Source organism: Bradyrhizobium sp. HKCCYLRH2047 (genome assembly GCF_051168175.1).
Classification (GTDB): Bacteria; Pseudomonadota; Alphaproteobacteria; order Rhizobiales; family Xanthobacteraceae; genus Bradyrhizobium.
Genome location: NZ_JBNPUM010000009.1, coordinates 299,506 through 318,481, shown reverse-complemented (window position 1 = coordinate 318,481; position 18,976 = coordinate 299,506). Strand labels below are relative to the sequence as shown.

Sequence of the window (18,976 nt, the reverse complement as noted above, 5' to 3'; positions counted from 1 at the left end):
GGAATCCCGTCAACGATGCGGGCCGGTCGGTTGCGCGGGTGCCTCCGGCAGGTCCAAACCGTCCTACTTCGAGCGGGAATTTTTGAGTGTCGGCTCAAATACCGGTTCAAACGTCGTCTGTTCGCCGTATATCAGAGGTCGGCATGGACACGCTAAATTAGGCAAAAGGAGGCCGGAACCGAGCGTCCGCCCTCCTGCGTCCCAAGAGTCTGGTTGATCCCAATGGATACCTCACACCTGGTCGAACATGCGGGCGCCGCCGGCAGCCTCTTCGCCTCGATCTTCGTGGTCGCCACGCTGTCGATGCGGACCATGATTCCGCTGCGGGTTTTCGCCATCCTCACCAACATCGTCCTGATCGCGACCGCGGTGCCGATGCACAACTATCCGGTCCTGATCCTGCACGGGGTGCTGCTGCCGCTCAACAGTTACCGGCTCCACCAGATGCTGCAACTGGTCCGCGACGTGAAGCAGTCGGTCAACAGCGACCTCTCCATGGAATGGCTGAAGCCGTTCATGACCGAGCGCAAATGCGGTCCCGGCGAGGTGCTGTTCTACAAGGACGAGAAGGCCGACAGCATGTACTACATCGTCAGCGGCCGCTTCCGCCTGGTCGAATCCGGCATCGAGCTGCCGGTGGGCGCGATCGTCGGCGAGTTCGGCATGATTTCCCCGTCCAATACGCGCACGCAGACCTTGGAATGCGTCGAGGGCGGGCTGATCCTGTCGGTGTCCTACGACCAGGTCGAGCAGCTCTACGTCCAGAACCCCGCCTTCGCCTTCTACTTCCTGCGCCTCGCCAGCGCCCGGCTGTTCCAGAACATCGAAACGCTCGAGCGGCGGCTGGCGCAACAGACCACCGCGCCGGCGCCCGTCGCCAAGCCGGCGTGATCCGGGGAGCCTGAAGCCCAGTGGAAAGCGTCCGGTCCTCGCTGCGATATCTGTTCGCCGACGTCATCGGCGACGACGATGGCGAGCCGCCTTTTCTGCCTCAGGGCCTGCCTGACGCCGCCGTGCCGACGGTGAGCGACGGCATCCATCTGCTGATGGAGTATCAGGGCGCGAGCTATGCGCAGCTCTACGTCGATCGCATCAAGCGATTCGTGCGCAGATCGAACGTCGATGCCGGCATGCTGTCTCAGATCGCGCAGCTGCTGGCCGCCCGCATGGCCTACGAGGATCCGATCCGGATCGCCCAGCTCAGATTGATCAGCCTCGACATGGGGCAGCGCCCGGGGGGACGCGAGAGCGATGACGTGCGGCGGTTTCGCCTCGACGAACTGATCGGTGTGCTGCCGCAGGCCGTGGCGGAATCGTTGCTGGCAGCCTTCGAGCAGGTCGGCTGGCTGGGCCGGCGCCGGGTCAAGGTCCGCTTCTCGGTTCGATCGCCGCTCGCCATTCGCCGTCTCAAGCTGATGGCCGGCCTGCGGCGCTGGCGGCTGCAGTCGGTGCGCTATGGCGAGGAGCGCGCCTGGGCCGAACGGTGGCTGCACATGATCGCGCGTGCGCTGGACAAGCAGCCTGCGGCGGCGTCCGCCGTGATCGGCACGGCGACCATGATCCAGGGACAGGGCGACGGCTACCGGCAGGGTCTCGCCGATTGGCATGCCATCATCGATGGCCTGGCCAAGCCCACCTTCGATGGCGTGCTGCCGATCTCGGATCTCGCCTCCGCCATCGCCGAGGCGCGCGCCGTTGCGCTGGCAGAGCCGGGACAGGGCGCGCTGAAGCGGGCCATCGCGCAGATCCGGGCGAGGGCGCTGTCAGCACCGAAGACCGACGCCGCGGAATGAAACACCGCGACTGCGGCCGGTTCGCAGATGCACGGTGGCGGGTAACCTTACCCCCGCGGAATTGCCGGGAAGGGTAGCAGGGCGTGATTTGAGGTTCCCTTTCGCGTGCAATTCGCTACCGGAGATGTCATAAGCGTCGCATACGCGTCGAATTGGCCGGGTATTCTCATCAGATTGCGCTGAACGCCTCCAGTTCCCCGTGCGTCCAAGGGTTGGTTCCCAGGGTTGGTTCCAAGGGTTAGTCGTAGCGAGAGCGTCAGCTTTGTCTTTTCCTTCTTTGTCGTCGCAGGTTCCGGTTGGTGCGCTGGTCGGCTGGATGCTGCTGCTGACCTTCAAGCACATCATTGGCGACTTCGTTCTGCAGAACGCCTGGATGGCCTATGGCAAGGACCAACGGAAGGGCTGGGCGCTGCCGCTGTTGGTGCACTGCCTGATCCATCTCGCCGTCGCCATGGTTCTGATCCTGATCGTCGCGCCGAGATTCTGGTTCGTCGCCGTGATCGACTTCGCCATTCACATCACCATCGATCGCATCAAGGGCATCTGCTCGTCGCGGTTCGGCATGAACACCGAGCACCGATGGTTCTGGACCCTGATCGGCGTCGATCAGGCGCTGCATCACCTCACCGGATTCGGGCTCTCGATCTTCATGGCCGCGAACGGCTGAGTCCGGTCGCGGTGCGTCGCGGCGAAGCTGCGCCGACGGCGGCAGCCCCGTGTCAAGCCGGGGGTGGGACGACCGTTCGGTTTGGTTAACCGGACGTTAGCGATTCGCGCCGCATCGTCGCGCCATGGCAATCAAACAGATGCTTCAAAGTCGCGATGCGTTCGACAGCGATTCGTGCCCGGTCGGCGACGAGCTTCTCGGCGAGCTCTACCGTGCCGACGCCAACGGGCTGCCCGCGCTGGTCGAGAGCGTCTCCGCCGATGTGAGGGCCATGCTGGCGCTGTTCTGTTACAGGCGCACGCATCTTCACCCGCTGGCGCTTGCGATTGCATCCACCTGCAGCGAGCAGGACCTGTCGCAGTTCGGCGGCCGGGTCGGATCGGCGCTGTATGCGCAGTCCCGCGGCGGTCGGGCGGGTCCGGCCAGCGCGACCTCGAGCCGCAAGCCGATCTCGCTGTCGACCAAGCCGCTCTCGGTGATGAAGCCGTTCGAGGACGATCTCGACGACAGCCCCGAGCCGGTCACGGCCTGACTCCCCGTCTTCCTAGCCTTTGGCTCAGGCGAGCACCGGCAGCCCGAACTTGCGCCGGGCCATCGCGCATTCGGCGTCACCCGGCATGCAAATGCGGCACACCTCGGGGCGGATCGCGTAGATCCGGCACGCGACGGCGCGCGCGATCTCGCCATCGAGCCCACAGCAGCGGTCGCCGTCGCAGCGCATGCCCGACAGCCGCTCGTTGACCAGCTCGGCCGGGATCAGGTCGAGGGCTTCATCCTCCTCGATCGTGAAGCGCGGCCAGTTCGACGAATAGGCGCAGCACGCGCCGCAGCTCTGACAGGGGCTGCTGTCAGTCTCGCCAGACACCTGTTCAGACATCCTTGGGAACCTCCCACACCAGGCTGCGCCGCCATTTGGCGCGCAGCGCTTCGCGCCTTTCAGGATATTTGTCGTCGAGATAATCCGCCTCGACGACACGGTCGGTCCTGAAGCTGCGGAAGTCGCGACGCAGCTCGCACCAGGCGGCGAGGATGCGCACCGCGTCATGATAGCCGATCGCGATCGGCCAGATCACGCGCTCGCTGTCGCGGCCCTGCTCGTCGCGATAGCGTAAGCGGATCTTGCGTCCCTCGTGGATCTGCGAACGCGTGCGTGACATGTCGATGCGGTCCGGCTCGCGCATCCACGGCCGCGGCGCGCGGCTCGCCGGCTCCAGTACGAATGGCCTTAAGCGCTCCGGCACGGTGTCGGCGATCTTGGCCATCAGGTCTTCCGCCGCGCGCGCCAGCACCGGGTCGGCGTTGACCGCGACCCATTGCGCGCCAAGCACCGCCGCCTCGATCTCGTCCGGCGTCAGCATCAAGGGCGGCAGATCGAAACCCTTCTCCAGGATGTAGCCCATGCCGGCCTCGCCGCGGATCGGCACGCGCTGCCCGATCAGGGTGGCGATGTCGCGATAGATCGTGCGCTTCGAGGTCTCGAGCTCGGCCGCGATCGCATCCGCCGTCAATGGGCGGCGCGTGCGTCTCAGCACCTGGATGATCTGGAACAGCCGGTCGGCGCGTCTCATGGTGTGTCCTGCGAGCGGCGAGCACCCCCGCCGATGCTGACAGGATGCTGGCAGCAGCCTGTCCTTATACCGGGCCAACAACGAGATTGAAGGGGTGATGTCGATGATGATGTTTTATGGCCTGGGCCTGGCCACCACGCTACTGCCGCTGCTGACACCATGGTGGCAGCAGCACGTCCGTAGCGTCCGGCGTCTGCTCAGGAAGTCGGGAGTGCTGTCATGATCACATTGTTCGGTTTGGGCGCGGGCTTCGGCCTGCCGGAGATCAGCCCCTTCGTCACCAAGACGGAGGTGCAATTGAAGATGGCGGGCCTCGCTTTTCGGAAGCAGCGGGCGATGCCGCCGGCGTCGCCGAAGGGGCAACTGCCCTTCATCGACGACGGCGGCGAGCTGATTGCCGATTCGACCTTCATCCGTGCCCACATCGAGCGCAAATACGGCTTCGACTTCGATTCCGGACTCGACGTGCGCGCGCGGGCGCAGGCCTGGGGGTTCGAGCGCATGATCGAGCATCATCTGTATTTCGCGCTGGTCGGGGCACGCTGGGTCGATCCGGTCAACTTCGCCAAGGGGCCGGCGCATTTCTTCGACGGCGTGCCGGCCGACAAGCGCGAGAAGCTGCGGGAGGACGCGCAGTTTCGTGTCGCCGAGAACTATCTGATCTCCGGGCTCGGCCGCCACGCGCCGGACGAGGACGTCGATCTCGCTGCGCGGTCGCTGCGGGCGCTCTCGGTGCAGCTCGGCGACCGGCTCTATCTGATGGGCGATCGTCCATGCGGCACCGACGCGACGGCGTTCGCCGTCATCGCCGGCATCCTCACCCCGTTCTTCGACTCCGAGCTGCGCCGGCGCGCCGAAGGCTTTGCCAACCTGGTCGCGTATGCCGACCGGATGATGGCGCAGTATTACCCCGAGTTCGAATGGGGCAGGGCGGCGGAGGCCGCCTGAACAGGCCTGTCAGAAGCAGCGTCATTCCGGGGCAAGGCCGCACGCCTTGCGCCCGGAATCTCGCTATCGCCATGCATTCATGAGACCGACGCGGGGGACGCACCGGCGCCCTTCAACTTCGCCAGCTCGGCCTCAAGCTCCGCGATGCGCGCATCGCGAACGGCCAGCGCTTCGGCGACGTCAGCCGCGTCGAACTTCTGCGGGATGTGCTGCGGGCAGTTGGTGTCCCAGGCGCTGATCGTGAACAGGATGACCTGCTCGGGCCGCGCCCTGTAGCCTCTCGGCATCAGCGAGGCCGTCAGCGCGGCATCATCCTCCACCACCCGCGCCGTCCCCCAGATCTTCACCCGGCGGCGATGCGCGTAGTCCATGATAAACATGTAGGCGTGCGGGTTCTCCGACAGATTGCCCTGGGTGATGTACTGCCGGTTGCCGCTGAAGTCGGCGAACGCCAGCGTGCGGCTGTCGAGCACCTTGAGAAACCCCTTCGGTCCGCCGCGATGCTGGATATAGGGCTGGCCGTCGGCCGAGGCGGTGGCGAGATAGAAGCTCGTGGCCTCGGCGAGGCGGCCGGCGAGATCGGCGTCGACCTCGTGGCGAAAGCCGCGGCTCTGCTCCACATGCGCGTAGCTCTCGCGCGACCCCTTGCGGGCCTGGATCGCCTTGACGGCGGGTGAGAACATGACGTCGCCGGGTGCCTGGATGGTTGGCTGGGTCATCGCAATGACTCCTTGTCGCTGCGGCCGTGACTGCCGCCGTGAAGGCAATATGGTCCCAATCCCCCAGGGAAATAATCTGACCAGTTGACATTGGATCGTTGCAGATGTTGCAATAATCCCATGGACCGCATCGATGCCATGCAGGCGTTCGTCACCGTCGCCGAGCTGAACGGCTTCGCACCGGCGGCGCGCCGGCTCAAGCTGTCACCATCGGCGGTCACCCGTTTGGTCGCCGCGCTCGAAGCGCATCTTGGCGTCCGCCTGCTGCAGCGGACGACGCGCTCGGTGACGCTGACCGATTCCGGACGACGCTATCTGGAACGCGCTGGCCGCATCCTGGCCGATCTGGCGGAGGCGGAGCGCGCCGCGGAGAGCGAGCGCCTGCAGCCGGTGGGGCGGCTGGTGGTCTCGGCGCCGGTCGGCTTCGGCCGGCTCCATGTCGGTCCGGTCATGGCCGCCTATCTGAGCCGCTATGCCGAGGTCGCGGCCGAGCTGCGCCTCGAGGACCGCCAGATCAATCTGGTGGAGGACGGCGTCGACTGCGCCGTTCGGATCGGCCATCTCGGCGATTCGTCGCTCGTGGCCCGCCAGGTCGGCAGCATGCGCCGGATCGTGGTCGGGGCTCCCGCCTACTTCAAAGGCCAAGGCGAGCCGCGGACACCCGATGCGCTGGCGAAGCACCAGACCATCCAATTCGGCCCGGCCGACGAATGGCGCTTCGTCAAGGAGGGCAGGGAACTGCGGATTGCGGTCAGCCCGCGGCTCGTTACCAACAATGCCGACGCCGCGATCCAATATGCCGAGGCGGGCGGCGGCGTGACACGGGTGATGGCCTATCAGGCCGCCGACGCGCTGCGTGGCGGCCGCCTCAAGCGGGTGCTGGCGAAATACGAGCCGCCGCCACTTCCCATCCACATCGTGTTCCCGAGCTCCCGGCTCCTATCAGCCAAGGTCCGCGCCTTCATCGACCTGATCGCGACGACCTGCGACTGGCGCTTCGGCTGACGACGTCACTCCTTCTTCGGCACGACGCGAAACGTTGCGTTCGCCCGCGCGATCACGGCGTCGTCGGCCAGCACCAGGCTCTGCACGAAGCAGACGGTGCGTCCGCTCTTGATGACGTCGCTCTCGACGCTGAGCCACTGCCCGATCCCGGCGCTGCCGATGTAGTCGACTGCGAGGTTGATCGTCACCAGCGACGCCTCCCAGCCCAGCGTCTGGGCGCAGCTATAGCCCATCGCATTGTCGGCCAGCGATGCGATCAGGCCGCCATGGATCAGCCCGCGCGAATTGGTGTGCGGCACGGCGAGCCGCAGGCCGAGGATGACGGCCTTGTCGGTTCTCCTGGCGTAGAGCGGCTCCCAGGGATCGGTGAACGGGCTCTTGCGGAAATGCGGCTCGAAGCCGGCGGGAATGCTGCTCACACGTGTCTCGATCGTTGCTGGCGATGTCCGCAGTCAACGACGTCTCCGCGCGTTTTGCACCGCCTACAAAGTTTCAAACGTGTTTTGCGCCGATGTTTGAAACGGTGCGCGCCGACGCCGGCGGAGATGGCGCACGATGCCGCAGGGCCGCTCGACCCCTCGTGGCAATTTCGCGGTGTGCCGACGCAGCCGTGCAATTTCGGGTGCACTCAAGATGCTTAACGTGTTAATGAATTGGTCGCGCGGCTGCAACTTTCGTCTGCCAGGCTTGCGCTGGCTGGCGCGATAGGGGCAGGCTCGCGCGTGCAGCGACGGCAGGTCTGCCGTCACGCTTGCAATGATGGTTATATGCTATAACAATGAAGCAAAGGGCCCTCGAAGGCCCATGATGGAAGGAGAGGATCCCGATGAGGAAGACGCTTCTGGCGTTGGCGCTGGCTGCCGGTGTGACCACCCCCGTGCTCGCGCAGGACAAGACGTTCGAGCTGAAGATCTCGCACTGGGTGCCCGCCAGCCATCCGCTGCAGAAGGCGCTGGAGGATTGGGCCGCATCGGTCGAAAAGGCCGCGGGCGGCACCATCAAGGGCAAGGTGTTCCCGGCCCAGCAGCTCGGCAAGGCCTTCGACCATTACGACATGGCGCGCGACGGCATCGCCGATGTCACCTATGTGAATCCCGGCTATCAGCCCGGCCGTTTCCCGATCATCGGCGCCGGCGAGCTGCCGTTCCTGGTCTCCGACGCCAAGGGCGGCTCGGAAGGTCTGGACGCGTGGTACCGAAAATATGCCGAGAAGGAGATGAAGGACGTCAAGTATTGCCTCGCCTTCGTCCACACGCCCTCGGCTTTCCACACCCGCACCAAGAAGGTCGTCGTGCCCGAGGACGTCAAGGGCATGAAGATCCGCCCGGCGGATGCGACGATCGCCAATTTCGTCACCCTGCTCGGCGGCACCAATGTGCAGTCGTCGGCGCCGGAAGTGCGCGACATCATCGAGCGCGGTGTCGCTGACGGCGTCACCTTTCCGGCGGGCTCGCTGGTCCTGTTCGGAGTCGACAAGGTCACGAAGTACCACATGGACGCGCCGTTCTACGTGACGACCTTCGTGTTCGTCATGAACAAGGACAAGTACAACCAGATGTCGGCGATGCAGAAGAAGGCGATCGACGACAATTGCAACACGGAGACCGCCGGCAAGGTCGGCGAGCCCTGGGGCAAGTTCGAGGACGCTGGCGTCGACAAGATCAAGGCCGAGTCCGGCCAGGAGGTCTACAAGCTGACGCCGGAGCAGACCGCGTTGTGGAAAAAGGCCTCCGAGCCGCTGTTCAAGACCTGGGCCGATGGCGTCAAGAAGACCGGCGTCGATGCCGACGCCGCCATGACCGAGCTGAAGGCCTCGCTCGCCAAGTACAACGCGCTGGCGCAGTAGCGCTCTTTACATCGCGCTGTTGCGCAGCAGACGGTGCGCTCCCTCTCCCCGTTCTGACGGAGAGAGGGTCGGGGTGAGGGGCAGCCGCACGGGTGGTGCGAGCCGTTAGACCTGTACCCCCTCACCCCAACCCTCTCCCCGCCTTAGCGAAGCTTCGCTTCGCCCTGGCGGGGCGAGGGGGCCCACCGCCTGCTGCGCGGCAGCGCGCGCTCCAATCTTCAAGCCTACGACCAGATTTCAAACGGGGACGCCATGCAGCGCGCCTACATGGACCGGATCATCGATGCGATCGAATGGATCGCGGCGTTCTTCGTCGGCATCGTCGCGCTCGACATCTTCCTGTCGGTGCTGCTCCGCAACACGCTGAACTATTCGATCCCCGATTCCTTCGACATCGGGCGCATGCTGCTCGGCATCCTGATCTTCTGGGGCATCGCTGCGACATCCTATCGCGGCACCCACATCACCGTGGATCTGATCTGGGGCAATGTCGGCCCGCGCTATCAGCGCTGGATCGACATCTTCGCAACGCTGGTGCTGCTGTTCGTCGTCACGGTGCAGACCTGGACCCTGTTCGACAAGGTGCGCGGCACCTATGAGGACAACGTCCTCACCTTCGATCTGCACATGCCGACCTGGCCGTTCTTCGCCATCGCCTGGATCGGCGACGTTTCGGCGGTGCTCCTGATCGCCATCCGGACCTATCGCCTGATCTTCCACCCCGAGGAGATTCATGACCCTCACGTCAAGCCCACGGAGTAGTGCCGCATGAGTACGGATGCGGTTGCCGTCATCGGCTTCGTTGCGCTGTTTGCGCTGATGCTGCTGCGCGTGCCCGTGGGCATGGCGATGGGTCTCGTCGGCGTCTCCGGCTTCGCCTATCTCGTCAACGGCACGGCGGCGCTGAAGCTGGTCGGCCAGACCTCGATGCGAACGGTCACGGACTACACGTTCGGCGTGATCCCGATGTTCCTGCTGATGGGAACGTTCGTCTCCAACTCCGGCATGAGCCGCGAGCTGTTCCGCGCCGCCAACGGCTTCGTCGGCCATCTGCGTGGCGGGCTCGGCATCGCCACCGTCGCCGCCTGCGGCGGCTTCGCCGCGATCTGCGGCTCGTCGGTGGCGACCGCCGCGACGTTCTCGGCGGTGGCCTATCCCGAGATGCGCCGCTTCGGCTATCCGCAATCCTTCGCCACCGGCGTCATCGCCGCGGGCGGCACGCTCGGCGCGATGCTGCCGCCGTCGACCGTGCTCGCCGTCTACGGCATCATCACCGAGCAGGACATCGGCAAGCTGTTCATCGCCGGCATCATCCCCGGCCTGTTGGCGATGACCATGTACATGATCACCATCACGGTGATCGGCCGTGTCAGGCCGGATTTTCTCCCGAAGGGCGAGGCGCCGCCGTGGCGCGAGCGCATCGCGGGCCTGAAAGGCATCTGGGCGCCGGTGCTCCTGTTCCTGTTCGTGATCGGCGGTCTCTATGGTCTGCCGTTCCTGCCGCGCTTCACGCCGACGGAAGCCGGCGGCGTCGGCGCCACCGGCGCATTCCTGATCGGCGTGTTCACCGGCCGGCTCGACAAGGACAAGATCCTGGCTTCGCTGCTGCAGGCCACGCGCACCGCGGCCGCGGTGTTCACCGTGCTGATCGGCGCGCTGATCTTCGGCTACTTCCTGACGGTGACGCAGACGCCGCAGAAGGTGACGGAGTTCCTCACCGGCCTCGGCCTCGGCCCCTACGGGGTGCTGGCGCTGATCATGGTGATGTATCTCGTGCTCGGCTGCCTGATGGATGCGATGGCGATGATCATCCTGACCGTGCCGATCATCTTCCCGGTCATCTCCCATCTCGGCTTCGATCCGATCTGGTTCGGCGTCATCATCGTGATGACCGTCGAGCTCGGCCTGATCCATCCGCCGGTCGGCATGAACGTCTTCGTCATCAAGAGCGTGGTGAAGGACGTGTCGTTCTCGACGATCTTCAAGGGCGTGCTGCCCTTCGTCGTCACCGACCTGATCCGCCTGGTGATCCTGATCGCCTTCCCGCTGCTGGCCACCTGGCTGCCGCAACAGATGATGGCCCGCTGATGACGACCCCGATCCTCGAGACCCGCTACGTCTTCACCCTCACCGTGATGATCGGCGACGTCACCAGTGCCGGCGAGACCGGCATCGGCGTGCGCCGGATCATCCCGATCCATGGCGGCGAGGTGAAGGGCCCCGGCCGCGCCGGTGAGGGCATCAGCGGCAGGATCTGCAATTTCGGCGCCGACTTCCAGGTCATCCGTCCCAACGAGCTGATCGACCTCGAAGCGAAATACGCCTTCGAGACCGACGACGGCGCCACCATCTACGTCGAGAACCGCGGCATCCGCTTCGGGCCGGTCGACCTGTTGCAGAAGCTCAAGCGCGGCGAGCCGGTCGATCCCAAGCTGATCTACTTCCGCACCCACCCGCGGTTCGAGACCGGCCACGACAGATATCGTTGGCTGATGGAGTACGTCTTCGTCGGCTCGGCGGCCCGGCACGCCGACCGCGTCATCATCGACGTGCACGTGGTGCTGTAGGCTGCACGGCCTGCGTAGTGCGATCGCATCAGGCGGCCTGAGTTTGGCGGTAGCCTGTCTCCACGTCGTCATGGCCGGGCTTGTCCCGGCCATCCACGTCCTCCGGCTGCGGAGAACGACGTGGATGCCCGGGACAAGCCCGGGCATGACGGAGTTCTTGGCTGACCGGGTCGTTCGTCGCGACAGCTTCGTATTCGGGAAGGCCGGCGACTAATCCTCGTCGTCCCAATCCGCCGCCCGGCCATAGCCGCCGTGGTCGCAATTGCGATAGCGCTGGGCCGGCACGTAACGGTAGCGCTCGTAGCCGTAGCCGTCATACGCCGCGTCGCGATAGTGCGACCGGTAGACCGGCGCGGGCTCATAGGCTTGCGCTTCCGACGCCAGCGCGCCGCCGACGAGAGCGCCGACCAAGAGACCACCGATAAGCGCCGCGTTGCGGCCGTCATGGGCCTGAGCCGGCGCCACGCCGGCGAGCAGGGTGGTGGTCACGGCGAGCGCGGCGATGCCGCCTGCGAGAGATGTCTTCAGCGAAACCATGATCCCCTCCATTGGGAAGTGTGGTGACGGTAGAGGTTCTACAGCGCGCGCTTTGAAGGCACCCTGAATGCGATGTTGTCGGCCGTTCACTTTGCTGTCGGCCACGCTGCCCGCCGCAACGGCGGTGTCGTCCCTGCGAACGCAGGGACCCATACCGCGGAATCTGTCGGTTGGGCATAACTGGCAGTCCTCATCTCACGAGGGCCGGTGGTTATGGGTCCCTGCGTTCGCAGGGACGACAGCGGAGAGCGGTGAGGCGCCGTTGCCTCCGATCCTTGATTTTTGCAAAACAAAAATATCTTGCGTTTTTCCAGAAGTTATGATCATATCGCGCCATCCCGTCCCAAGCCGAGGGGCGTAGCGCGCGATCGTCACGACACGCGGGGCGGGGAGCGGTGGCCGCGATCATGTCGCAGCGTGTCTTCGGGCGCGCGGACGAACGATGTGACGCGGACGTGAAGTCGCAGCGTCCTGACACCCCGTTGCCGGTGTTACGTTCGCGACGGCGCCAACGCGCCGCGCGGATCATGGTGGCCAACAAGCCGGTGCACCAGGGAGACTGCGTATAAGCGTGAAGACCATCGCGCAGGGAAGGCCGGGCGTTCTCGGCTGCACCTGTGGTACCTGCCGCCTGCATTCTTTTCGCAGGCGGGCCGCAGGCGTCAGCCGACGCCTGGCCTTCCCTGCGCCCTCCGCACCGGAGGGTGAACACGATCAGCAAAGCCCCGGGCGTGATTTCGCCGCGGGAATGCCGGATCATGTCATTTGCCTTTGCGCGCAGGCGGGCCTTACCATGCTGCGTCTGGCCGCTCCCCCCCGCGGCTTGTTGTTTTGCATCGCACAACATGATGTCGGGCGCCGCTTATTGACTCCCGCGAAGATCGTTATAAAACATAACTATTCTGAACAGGACACAATCAAGCGATGGGAAACGCCGACACCGCCACGCCAGCGGGCGATCCGTCTCTGCTGCAGATCGAACAGCAGGGCGCCGTCCTGACAATCGGGCTCAACCGCCCGGCCAAGCGCAACGCGCTGAATGACGGCATCATCCTCGCCATCGGCGAGCGCTTCACCAGCCTGCCCGACGACGTCCGCTGCGTCGTGATCCACGGCCTCGGCGACAATTTCTCCTCCGGCCTCGATCTCTCCGAATTGCGCGAGCGCGACGCGACCGAGGGCCTGGTGCACTCGCAGATGTGGCATCGCGTGTTCGACCGCATCCAGTATTGCCGCGTGCCGGTGATCGCCGCACTGAAGGGGGCCGTCATCGGTGGCGGTCTCGAGCTCGCCTGCGCCGCGCATATCCGTGTTGCCGAGCCGTCGGCTTACTTCGCGCTGCCCGAAGGCCAGCGCGGCATCTTCGTCGGAGGCGGTGGCTCGGTGCGGCTGCCGCGCCTGATCGGCGTCGCCCGCATGATGGACATGATGCTGACCGGTCGCGTCTATTCCGCGACCGAAGGCTCGTCCTACGGCTTCGCCCAATATCTCGTCGAGGCCGGTGCCTCGATGACCAAGGCCATGGAGTTGGCCGCCAAGATCGCGGGTAACGCGCCGCTGACGAATTTCGCGGTGCTGCAGGCGCTGCCGATGATCGCGGAGGCCAATCCGCAGACCGGCCTGCTGATGGAATCGCTGATGGCCACCGTCGCGCAGAGCGACAAGGAGGCCAAGAGTCGCATCCGCGCCTTCCTCGATCACAAGACCGCCAAAGTGAAGCCGACGTGACATGACCACACAAACAATAAGAAGCACACAGGGAGGAACGGACGACACGGCGCGCACCGCCAGTGTTCATCCGTTGCGCGCGATCTCGTTCAACGATCCCGCGGTCACCGTCGATCGCCGCGACGACGGCACCATCTATCTCCGTCCGAAGCAGCCGCTCGGCGACTATCCGCAGCGGATCACGGACCGGCTGCATCACTTCGCCAAAGCCACACCAGAGCGCGTGTTCATGGCCGAGCGCGTCGGGCCCGAGGGCTGGCGCGAGCTGACCTATGCCACACTGCTGGCGGCGAGCCGGCACATCGCCTCGGGGCTGCTCGCCCGCGGACTCTCGCCGGACCGCCCGGTGATGATCCTGTCGGGCAATTCGATCGATCATGCCCTGGTCGCGTTCGGCTCGCTCTATGCCGGCGTGCCCTTCTGCCCAGTGTCGCCGGCCTACTCGCTGGTGTCGCGCGACTACGGCAAGCTCGCTTATCTGATGAAGCTGCTGACGCCGGGCCTCGTCTTCGTCGACGACGCCGACAAGTTCGCCGACGCGCTCGTCGCGAACGTGCCCGACGGCACCGAGATCGTGGCCTCGTTCGGCTCGGTGCCGGGCCGCAAGGTCACGATGCTCGCCGATCTCATCGCGTCGCCGCTGTTTGCAGGCCTCGATGCTATCAACGACAAGATCGGTCCGGACACGATCGCGAAATTCCTGCTCACCTCTGGCTCGACCGGCAATCCGAAGGCCGTGATCAATACCCAGCGCATGATCTGCGCCAACCAGGTGATGATCCGCGAGACGCTCGCCTTCCTCAAGGACGAGCCGCCCGTCATCATCGACTGGCTGCCCTGGAATCACACCTTCGGCGGCAACCACAATATCGGCCTGACCTTGTTCAACGGCGGCTCGATGTATCTCGACCAGGGCAAGCCGGTGCCTGGCGGCATCGAGGAGACCGTGCGAAACCTGCGCGAGATCTCGCCGACGGTCTATTTCAACGTCCCCAAGGGCTATGAGTCGCTGCTGCCCTATTTCCGCGAGGACCCGGCGCTGCGGAAGTCCTTCTTCCAGCGGCTGCACGCGATGTTCTTCTCCGGCGCCGCACTGGCGCCGCATGTCTGGAACGAGCTCGACGAGCTCTCGGTGGCCGAGACGGGCTATCGCGTGCCGATGCTGACGGGCCTCGGCTCCACCGAGACCGCACCGTTCTTCATGTCGGTCAATCCACGCACCAGCCGCTCCGGCCATGTCGGCCTGCCGGTCTCCGGCAACGAGGCCAAGCTCGTTCCCAACAACGGCAAGATGGAAGTGCGCGCCAAGGGGCCGAACGTGACGCCGGGCTATTGGCGCCTGCCGGAGGTCTCGGCCGCGGCCTTTGATGACGAAGGCTACTACAAGATGGGCGACGCGCTGAAGCCCGTCGATCCCGACGACTTCAATGCCGGCTTCGATTTCGACGGCCGTGTTGCCGAGGACTTCAAGCTGGCGTCGGGCACCTGGGTCTCGGTCGGTCCTCTCAGGGCGCGCTTCATCGCCGCCTGCGCGCCGCTGGCGCGCGACGTCATCATCGCAGGCATCAACCGCGACGAGATCGCGGCCATCGTCGTGCTCGATCTCGACGGCTGCCGGCTCATCAATGCGACCCTGCCGATGGACGATCTCGCCGCGACGGCGGCGGATCCGCTCATCGTCCAGGCGTTCCGCGAGCGCTTCGCCAAGTTCCAGGGCACCGCGACCGGCTCGTCGACGCGGATCACGCGCGCCGTGCTGCTCGGCGAGCCGCTGTCGATCGACAAGGGTGAGGTCACCGACAAGGGATCGATCAACCAGCGCGCCGTGCTGGAGAACCGCAAGGACCTGATCGAACGCATCTACGCCGCGACGCCGGACGACGACATCATCATCGCCGGCTGATCGACGCATCCAAGGGAGAAACGACAATGTTGTTGAAGGATCAGGCCGCCATCGTCACCGGCGGCGCCTCCGGCCTCGGGGCCGCCACCGCCCGCAAGCTCGCCGCGCAGGGCGCCAAGGTCGCCGTGTTCGACCTCAACGCCAAGCTGGCGGCCGAGGTTGCGGCCGAGATCAACGGCGTCTCGGTGGTCTGCGACGTCTCGGACGCCGCCGGCGCCGAAGCCGGCGTCGCCGAGGCGGTCAAGGCGCTCGGGCAGCAGCCGCGCGTGCTGGTCAACTGCGCCGGCATCGGCGTCGCCAAGCGCGTGGTCGGCCGCGACGGCCCGATGCCGCTGGCCGATTTCGAGAAGGTCATCAAGGTCAACCTGATCGGCTCGTTCAACATGCTGCGCCTGGTCACCAACGGCATGACCAAGCTGGAGCCGCAGGCGACCGGCGAGCGTGGCGTCGTCATCAACACCGCGTCCGTTGCCGCCTATGACGGCCAGATCGGACAGTCGGCCTATTCGGCCTCCAAGGGCGGCATCGTCGGCATGACCCTGCCGATCGCGCGCGAGCTCGCACAGTTCGGCATCCGCGTGCTGACCATTGCGCCCGGCCTGTTCCTGACGCCGCTGCTCGCCAACCTGCCGCAGGAGGCCCAGGACTCGCTCGCCGCCGCGATCCCGTTCCCGCGCCGTCTCGGCCACGCCGACGAGTTTGCCGCGCTGGCGCTGCACATGGTCGAGAACGCCTACCTCAACGGCGAAGTCGTCCGCCTCGACGGCTCGCTGCGCATGGCGCCGAAGTAGGATTGATGCGCCGAGCTACTCGCCAGAGGCTCGCTGCCAGCCTCTCCCCGCGCGCGGGGAGAGGCCGGATTGCATCGCCAGATGCAATCCGGGTGAGGGGGCTCTCCGCGAGTCTGGTGCGCGTGGCTGCCCCTCACCCCAGCCCTCTCCCCGTAAAGAACGGGGAGAGGGAGCGCACCGTCTACACGGCTGATAGCGAGGCCAAACCAATGTTCATCCACCGCCGCGACGTGCAGATCCAGTGGGGCGACTGCGATCCCGCCAATATCGTCTACTACCCGCGCTATTTCGCGATGTTCGACGATGCAACCTCTGTCATGTTCGAGGCGGCCGGGTTCTCCAAGCAGGACATCGTCCGTCGCTACGGTCTGGTCGGCATCCCCATGGTCGACACCCGCGCCAAGTTCTACATCCCCTCGACCTATGGCGACTGGATCACGATCGAGAGCCGGATCGAGAGCATCAAGCGCTCGTCCTTCGACGTTACCCATAAGGTGTTCAAGGGCGAGGCGCTGGCGATCGAGGGATTCGAGACGCGGGTGCTGGTCGGGCGCGATCCGGCCGACCCGGACAAGCTGAAGTCGGCGCCGTTTCCCGAGGAGATGCGCGCCAAGTTTCTCGGTGGATAAGGCTGGAATGGGTGCGACATGCGACCGTCTTAAGGATGTTCAGCTGTCATGCTTTGGTCGACTGGTGAGGCGTGATCTTCTCGTGTTCAATGCTATGATCACGTTTGGACACATATCGGCCGGCCGTGTTGGAAGGCGCCCCGGACAAGGGGCGGGACTGCAAACAGGATCGGCGGATCACGAGCTGAACCGAAAAGATCAAGGGAGGATTTTATGAGGAAGGCCTATCTGGCGGCGGCTGGCGTCATCGCGATGCTCGCAGCTGCTCCTGCGCTGGCGCAGACCAGCGAGATCACCATCGGCATCACCACGACCACGACGGGGCCGGGCGCGGCGCTCGGCATCCCCGAGCGCAATGCGCTCGAGTTCGTGCCGAAGGAGATCGGCGGCGTGCCGCTCAAGGTGATCGTGCTCGACGATGGCGGCGATCCGACCACGGCGACGACGAATGCGCGCCGCTTCGTGACGGAGTCGAAAGCCGACATCATCATGGGCTCGGCGCTGACGCCGCCGACCATCGCGGTGTCCAACGTCGCCAACGAGGCCGGCATTCCGCATTTCGGCCTGGCGCCGTTCCCGGTCACGCCTGAGCGGATGAAATGGTCGGTGGTGATGCCGCAGCCGGTGCCGATCATGGGCAAGGTGCTGTACGAGCACATGAAGGCGCACAACATCAAGACCGTCGGCTACATCGGCTACTCCGACTCCTACGGCGATCTCTGGTTCAACGATCTGAAGAACCAGGCGGTGCCGATGGGCATCACGATTGCCGACGAGGAGCGGTTCGCGCGCCCCGATACGTCGGTCACCGGCCAGGTGCTGAAGCTGGTCGCCGCCAATCCGGACGCGATCCTGGTCGGCGCCTCCGGCACCGCGGCGGCGCTGCCGCAGACCGAGCTGCGCGAGCGCGGCTACACCGGCCTGATCTATCAGACCCACGGCGCCGCGAGCATGGACTTCATCCGCATCGCCGGCAAGGCGGCGGAGGGCGTGATCATGGCCTCCGGCCCGGTGATGTCGCCGGAGACGCAGGACGACAGCGCGCTGACCAAGAAGCCCGGCCTCGAGCTGAACAAGGCCTATGAAGCCAAGTATGGCCCGAACAGCCGCAGCCAGTTCGCCGGTCACTCCTTCGATGCGTTCGAGATCCTCAAGCGCGTCATCCCGGTGGCGCTGAAGACCGCCAAGCCCGGCACGCCGGAGTTCCGCGAAGCCATCCGCCAGGCGCTGATGACCGAGAAGGACATGGCGGCCTCGCAGGGCGTCTACAACTTCACCGAAAAGGATCGCTCGGGCCTCGACGACCGCTCCCGCATCATCCTGACCGTGAAGGACGGGAAGTACGTCCCGGCGAAGTGAGCCGCGAGACCATAGCTTCTGATTGAGAAAGGCCGGCTCCGTGAGCCGGCCTTTCGGCCATTTGGACGAGGATCTTTGTAGTTTTCCGAGAGGCCCGCCATGATCCCAGCCCCCACCGGCGCCACAAGGCTCCACATCATCATCGGCGATCCGATCGCACAGGTGCGTGCGCCGGCCGGCGTGAGCCAGGCGTTTGCCGAGCAGGGCAGCGATGCGATCCTCGTCCCGGTCCAGGTCGCGCCGGGCGATCTCGCGGACTTCCTGGCGGCAATGACTCGGGTCAGGAATCTCGACGGCATCGTCGCGACGATCCCGCACAAGTTCGCCTGCTACCGCGCCTGCGCGACCGCCACCGAGCGTGCGCAGTTCATCGGCGCCGTCAACTTGATGCGGCGTGGTGAAAGCGGCGGGTGGCACGGTGACATGGTCGATGGCCTCGGCTTCGTCGGCGCGGCGAAAGCCAAGGACTTCGATCCCGCAGGATGCCGGGCGTTGCAGATCGGCGCGGGCGGAGCGGGTTCGGCGATTGCGCTGGCGCTGATCGATGCCGGCGTGCGCGAGCTTGCCATTCACGACAGCGATCCCGGACGCCGCGATGTGCTGATCGCGCGCCTCAACGAGCGGGGCAAAGGCCGCGCCGTTGTCGGCGGCACCGATGCCAGCGGCTTCGACCTGGTCGCGAATGCGACGCCGGCGGGCATGCAGCCCGGCGATCCCTTGCCGGTCGACATGGCGACCGTCAGCCCGTCGGCCTATTGCGGCTGCGTGATCACCCGGCCGGAGGTGTCGCCGTTCATCGCCGCTGCGCGCCAGCGCGGCTGCCTGACGGCGACCGGCACCGACATGTACCGGGCGCTGGAGCGCGTGATGGTCGATTTCCTGCTGTCGAAGGAGGCGCCCTCCTGAAGCAGCGCCT

21 protein-coding genes are annotated in these 18,976 nt (G+C 65.6%); 16 read left to right on the top strand and 5 right to left on the bottom strand.

The annotated features are described in order from the left end of the window. Positions 1–222: 222 nt before the first annotated feature. From ACQR1D_RS22835 to ACQR1D_RS22820, 4 genes are all read left to right on the top strand, one after another. Entirely contained in the window at positions 223–891 is a 669-nt protein-coding gene (locus ACQR1D_RS22835; protein ID WP_315713745.1) for a Crp/Fnr family transcriptional regulator, read from the top strand. A 20-nt stretch (positions 892–911) separates the two neighbouring features. Then, positions 912–1,793 carry a DUF6537 domain-containing protein gene (locus tag ACQR1D_RS22830; RefSeq protein ID WP_316182869.1) on the top strand — a complete coding sequence of 294 codons (882 nt, stop codon included), beginning with the start codon at positions 912–914 and terminating at the stop codon, positions 1,791–1,793. A 316-nt stretch (positions 1,794–2,109) separates the two neighbouring features. Further along, the gene (locus ACQR1D_RS22825) at positions 2,110–2,460 is read left to right on the top strand and encodes a DUF3307 domain-containing protein (RefSeq protein WP_315805268.1); all 351 of its coding nucleotides are present in this window, start codon (positions 2,110–2,112) and stop codon (positions 2,458–2,460) included. Positions 2,461–2,599: 139 nt separating this feature from the next. Beyond that, positions 2,600–2,992, top strand: a complete 393-nt coding sequence (locus ACQR1D_RS22820) for a hypothetical protein (RefSeq protein WP_315805267.1) — start codon at positions 2,600–2,602, stop codon at positions 2,990–2,992. Positions 2,993–3,016: 24 nt separating this feature from the next. Here ACQR1D_RS22820 and ACQR1D_RS22815 read toward each other — a convergent pair whose 3' ends face one another. Beyond that, positions 3,017–3,337 (bottom strand): YkgJ family cysteine cluster protein, encoded by a 321-nt coding sequence (locus ACQR1D_RS22815; protein ID WP_316216426.1) that lies wholly within the window; start codon positions 3,335–3,337, stop codon positions 3,017–3,019. Further along, positions 3,330–4,028, bottom strand: coding sequence for a helix-turn-helix transcriptional regulator (locus ACQR1D_RS22810; protein WP_315713748.1), 699 nt, complete (start codon positions 4,026–4,028; stop codon positions 3,330–3,332). Before ACQR1D_RS22810 ends, ACQR1D_RS22815 begins: the two co-directional genes overlap by 8 nt. 219 nt (positions 4,029–4,247) lie before the next feature. Between ACQR1D_RS22810 and ACQR1D_RS22805 the strand changes: the two genes are divergently transcribed. Continuing rightward, positions 4,248–4,976, top strand: coding sequence for a glutathione S-transferase family protein (locus ACQR1D_RS22805; protein WP_434838546.1), 729 nt, complete (start codon positions 4,248–4,250; stop codon positions 4,974–4,976). Between the two features lie 77 nt (positions 4,977–5,053). Here the strand turns inward: ACQR1D_RS22805 and ACQR1D_RS22800 are convergent, their stop codons facing one another. Beyond that, the gene (locus ACQR1D_RS22800) at positions 5,054–5,695 is read right to left on the bottom strand and encodes a pyridoxamine 5'-phosphate oxidase family protein (protein ID WP_434838547.1); all 642 of its coding nucleotides are present in this window, start codon (positions 5,693–5,695) and stop codon (positions 5,054–5,056) included. Positions 5,696–5,815: 120 nt separating this feature from the next. Between ACQR1D_RS22800 and ACQR1D_RS22795 the strand changes: the two genes are divergently transcribed. Beyond that, positions 5,816–6,700, top strand: coding sequence for a LysR family transcriptional regulator (locus ACQR1D_RS22795; RefSeq protein WP_316238204.1), 885 nt, complete (start codon positions 5,816–5,818; stop codon positions 6,698–6,700). Between the two features lie 5 nt (positions 6,701–6,705). On the opposite strand, the gene ACQR1D_RS22790 is transcribed toward ACQR1D_RS22795, so the two are convergent. Further along, entirely contained in the window at positions 6,706–7,119 is a 414-nt protein-coding gene (locus ACQR1D_RS22790) for a PaaI family thioesterase (RefSeq protein ID WP_315805179.1), read from the bottom strand. Positions 7,120–7,526: 407 nt separating this feature from the next. On the opposite strand from ACQR1D_RS22790, the gene ACQR1D_RS22785 reads away from it, so the two are divergent. The 4 genes from ACQR1D_RS22785 to ACQR1D_RS22770 all read left to right on the top strand — a co-directional run bounded on the left by ACQR1D_RS22785 (position 7,527) and on the right by ACQR1D_RS22770 (position 11,113). Continuing rightward, positions 7,527–8,546, top strand: a complete 1,020-nt coding sequence (locus tag ACQR1D_RS22785) for a TRAP transporter substrate-binding protein (protein WP_434838548.1) — start codon at positions 7,527–7,529, stop codon at positions 8,544–8,546. 252 nt (positions 8,547–8,798) lie between these two features. Then, positions 8,799–9,308: a TRAP transporter small permease gene (locus ACQR1D_RS22780; RefSeq protein ID WP_315805177.1), complete on the top strand. Its 510-nt coding sequence runs from the start codon at positions 8,799–8,801 to the stop codon at positions 9,306–9,308. Positions 9,309–9,314: 6 nt separating this feature from the next. Continuing rightward, positions 9,315–10,634, top strand: a complete 1,320-nt coding sequence (locus tag ACQR1D_RS22775; RefSeq protein WP_315805176.1) for a TRAP transporter large permease — start codon at positions 9,315–9,317, stop codon at positions 10,632–10,634. Then, positions 10,634–11,113, top strand: a complete 480-nt coding sequence (locus ACQR1D_RS22770) for a DUF3237 domain-containing protein (protein WP_434838549.1) — start codon at positions 10,634–10,636, stop codon at positions 11,111–11,113. Before ACQR1D_RS22775 ends, ACQR1D_RS22770 begins: the two co-directional genes overlap by 1 nt. Positions 11,114–11,323: 210 nt before the next feature. Here ACQR1D_RS22770 and ACQR1D_RS22765 read toward each other — a convergent pair whose 3' ends face one another. After that, complete coding sequence (locus ACQR1D_RS22765) at positions 11,324–11,650, bottom strand: hypothetical protein (protein ID WP_315805725.1); 327 nt, start codon at positions 11,648–11,650, stop codon at positions 11,324–11,326. Positions 11,651–12,574: 924 nt separating this feature from the next. Here ACQR1D_RS22765 and ACQR1D_RS22760 point away from each other — a divergent pair. The 6 genes from ACQR1D_RS22760 (at position 12,575) to ACQR1D_RS22735 (ending at position 18,966) form a co-directional block, all read left to right on the top strand. Continuing rightward, the gene (locus tag ACQR1D_RS22760) at positions 12,575–13,378 is read left to right on the top strand and encodes a crotonase/enoyl-CoA hydratase family protein (RefSeq protein WP_315805726.1); all 804 of its coding nucleotides are present in this window, start codon (positions 12,575–12,577) and stop codon (positions 13,376–13,378) included. Position 13,379: 1 nt separating this feature from the next. After that, positions 13,380–15,281, top strand: a complete 1,902-nt coding sequence (locus ACQR1D_RS22755; protein ID WP_434894065.1) for a feruloyl-CoA synthase — start codon at positions 13,380–13,382, stop codon at positions 15,279–15,281. 26 nt (positions 15,282–15,307) lie between these two features. Continuing rightward, positions 15,308–16,072, top strand: coding sequence for an SDR family NAD(P)-dependent oxidoreductase (locus ACQR1D_RS22750; protein WP_434838551.1), 765 nt, complete (start codon positions 15,308–15,310; stop codon positions 16,070–16,072). Between the two features lie 209 nt (positions 16,073–16,281). After that, on the top strand, positions 16,282–16,701 hold the full coding sequence (locus ACQR1D_RS22745; RefSeq protein ID WP_316238200.1) for an acyl-CoA thioesterase: 420 nt from the start codon (positions 16,282–16,284) through the stop codon (positions 16,699–16,701). A 213-nt stretch (positions 16,702–16,914) separates the two neighbouring features. Beyond that, a complete protein-coding gene (locus ACQR1D_RS22740) occupies positions 16,915–18,060 on the top strand; it encodes an ABC transporter substrate-binding protein (RefSeq protein ID WP_315805730.1) in 1,146 nt (381 codons plus the stop codon). 99 nt (positions 18,061–18,159) lie between these two features. Continuing rightward, positions 18,160–18,966 carry a shikimate dehydrogenase family protein gene (locus tag ACQR1D_RS22735; RefSeq protein WP_315805731.1) on the top strand — a complete coding sequence of 269 codons (807 nt, stop codon included), beginning with the start codon at positions 18,160–18,162 and terminating at the stop codon, positions 18,964–18,966. Positions 18,967–18,976 lie beyond the last annotated feature (10 nt).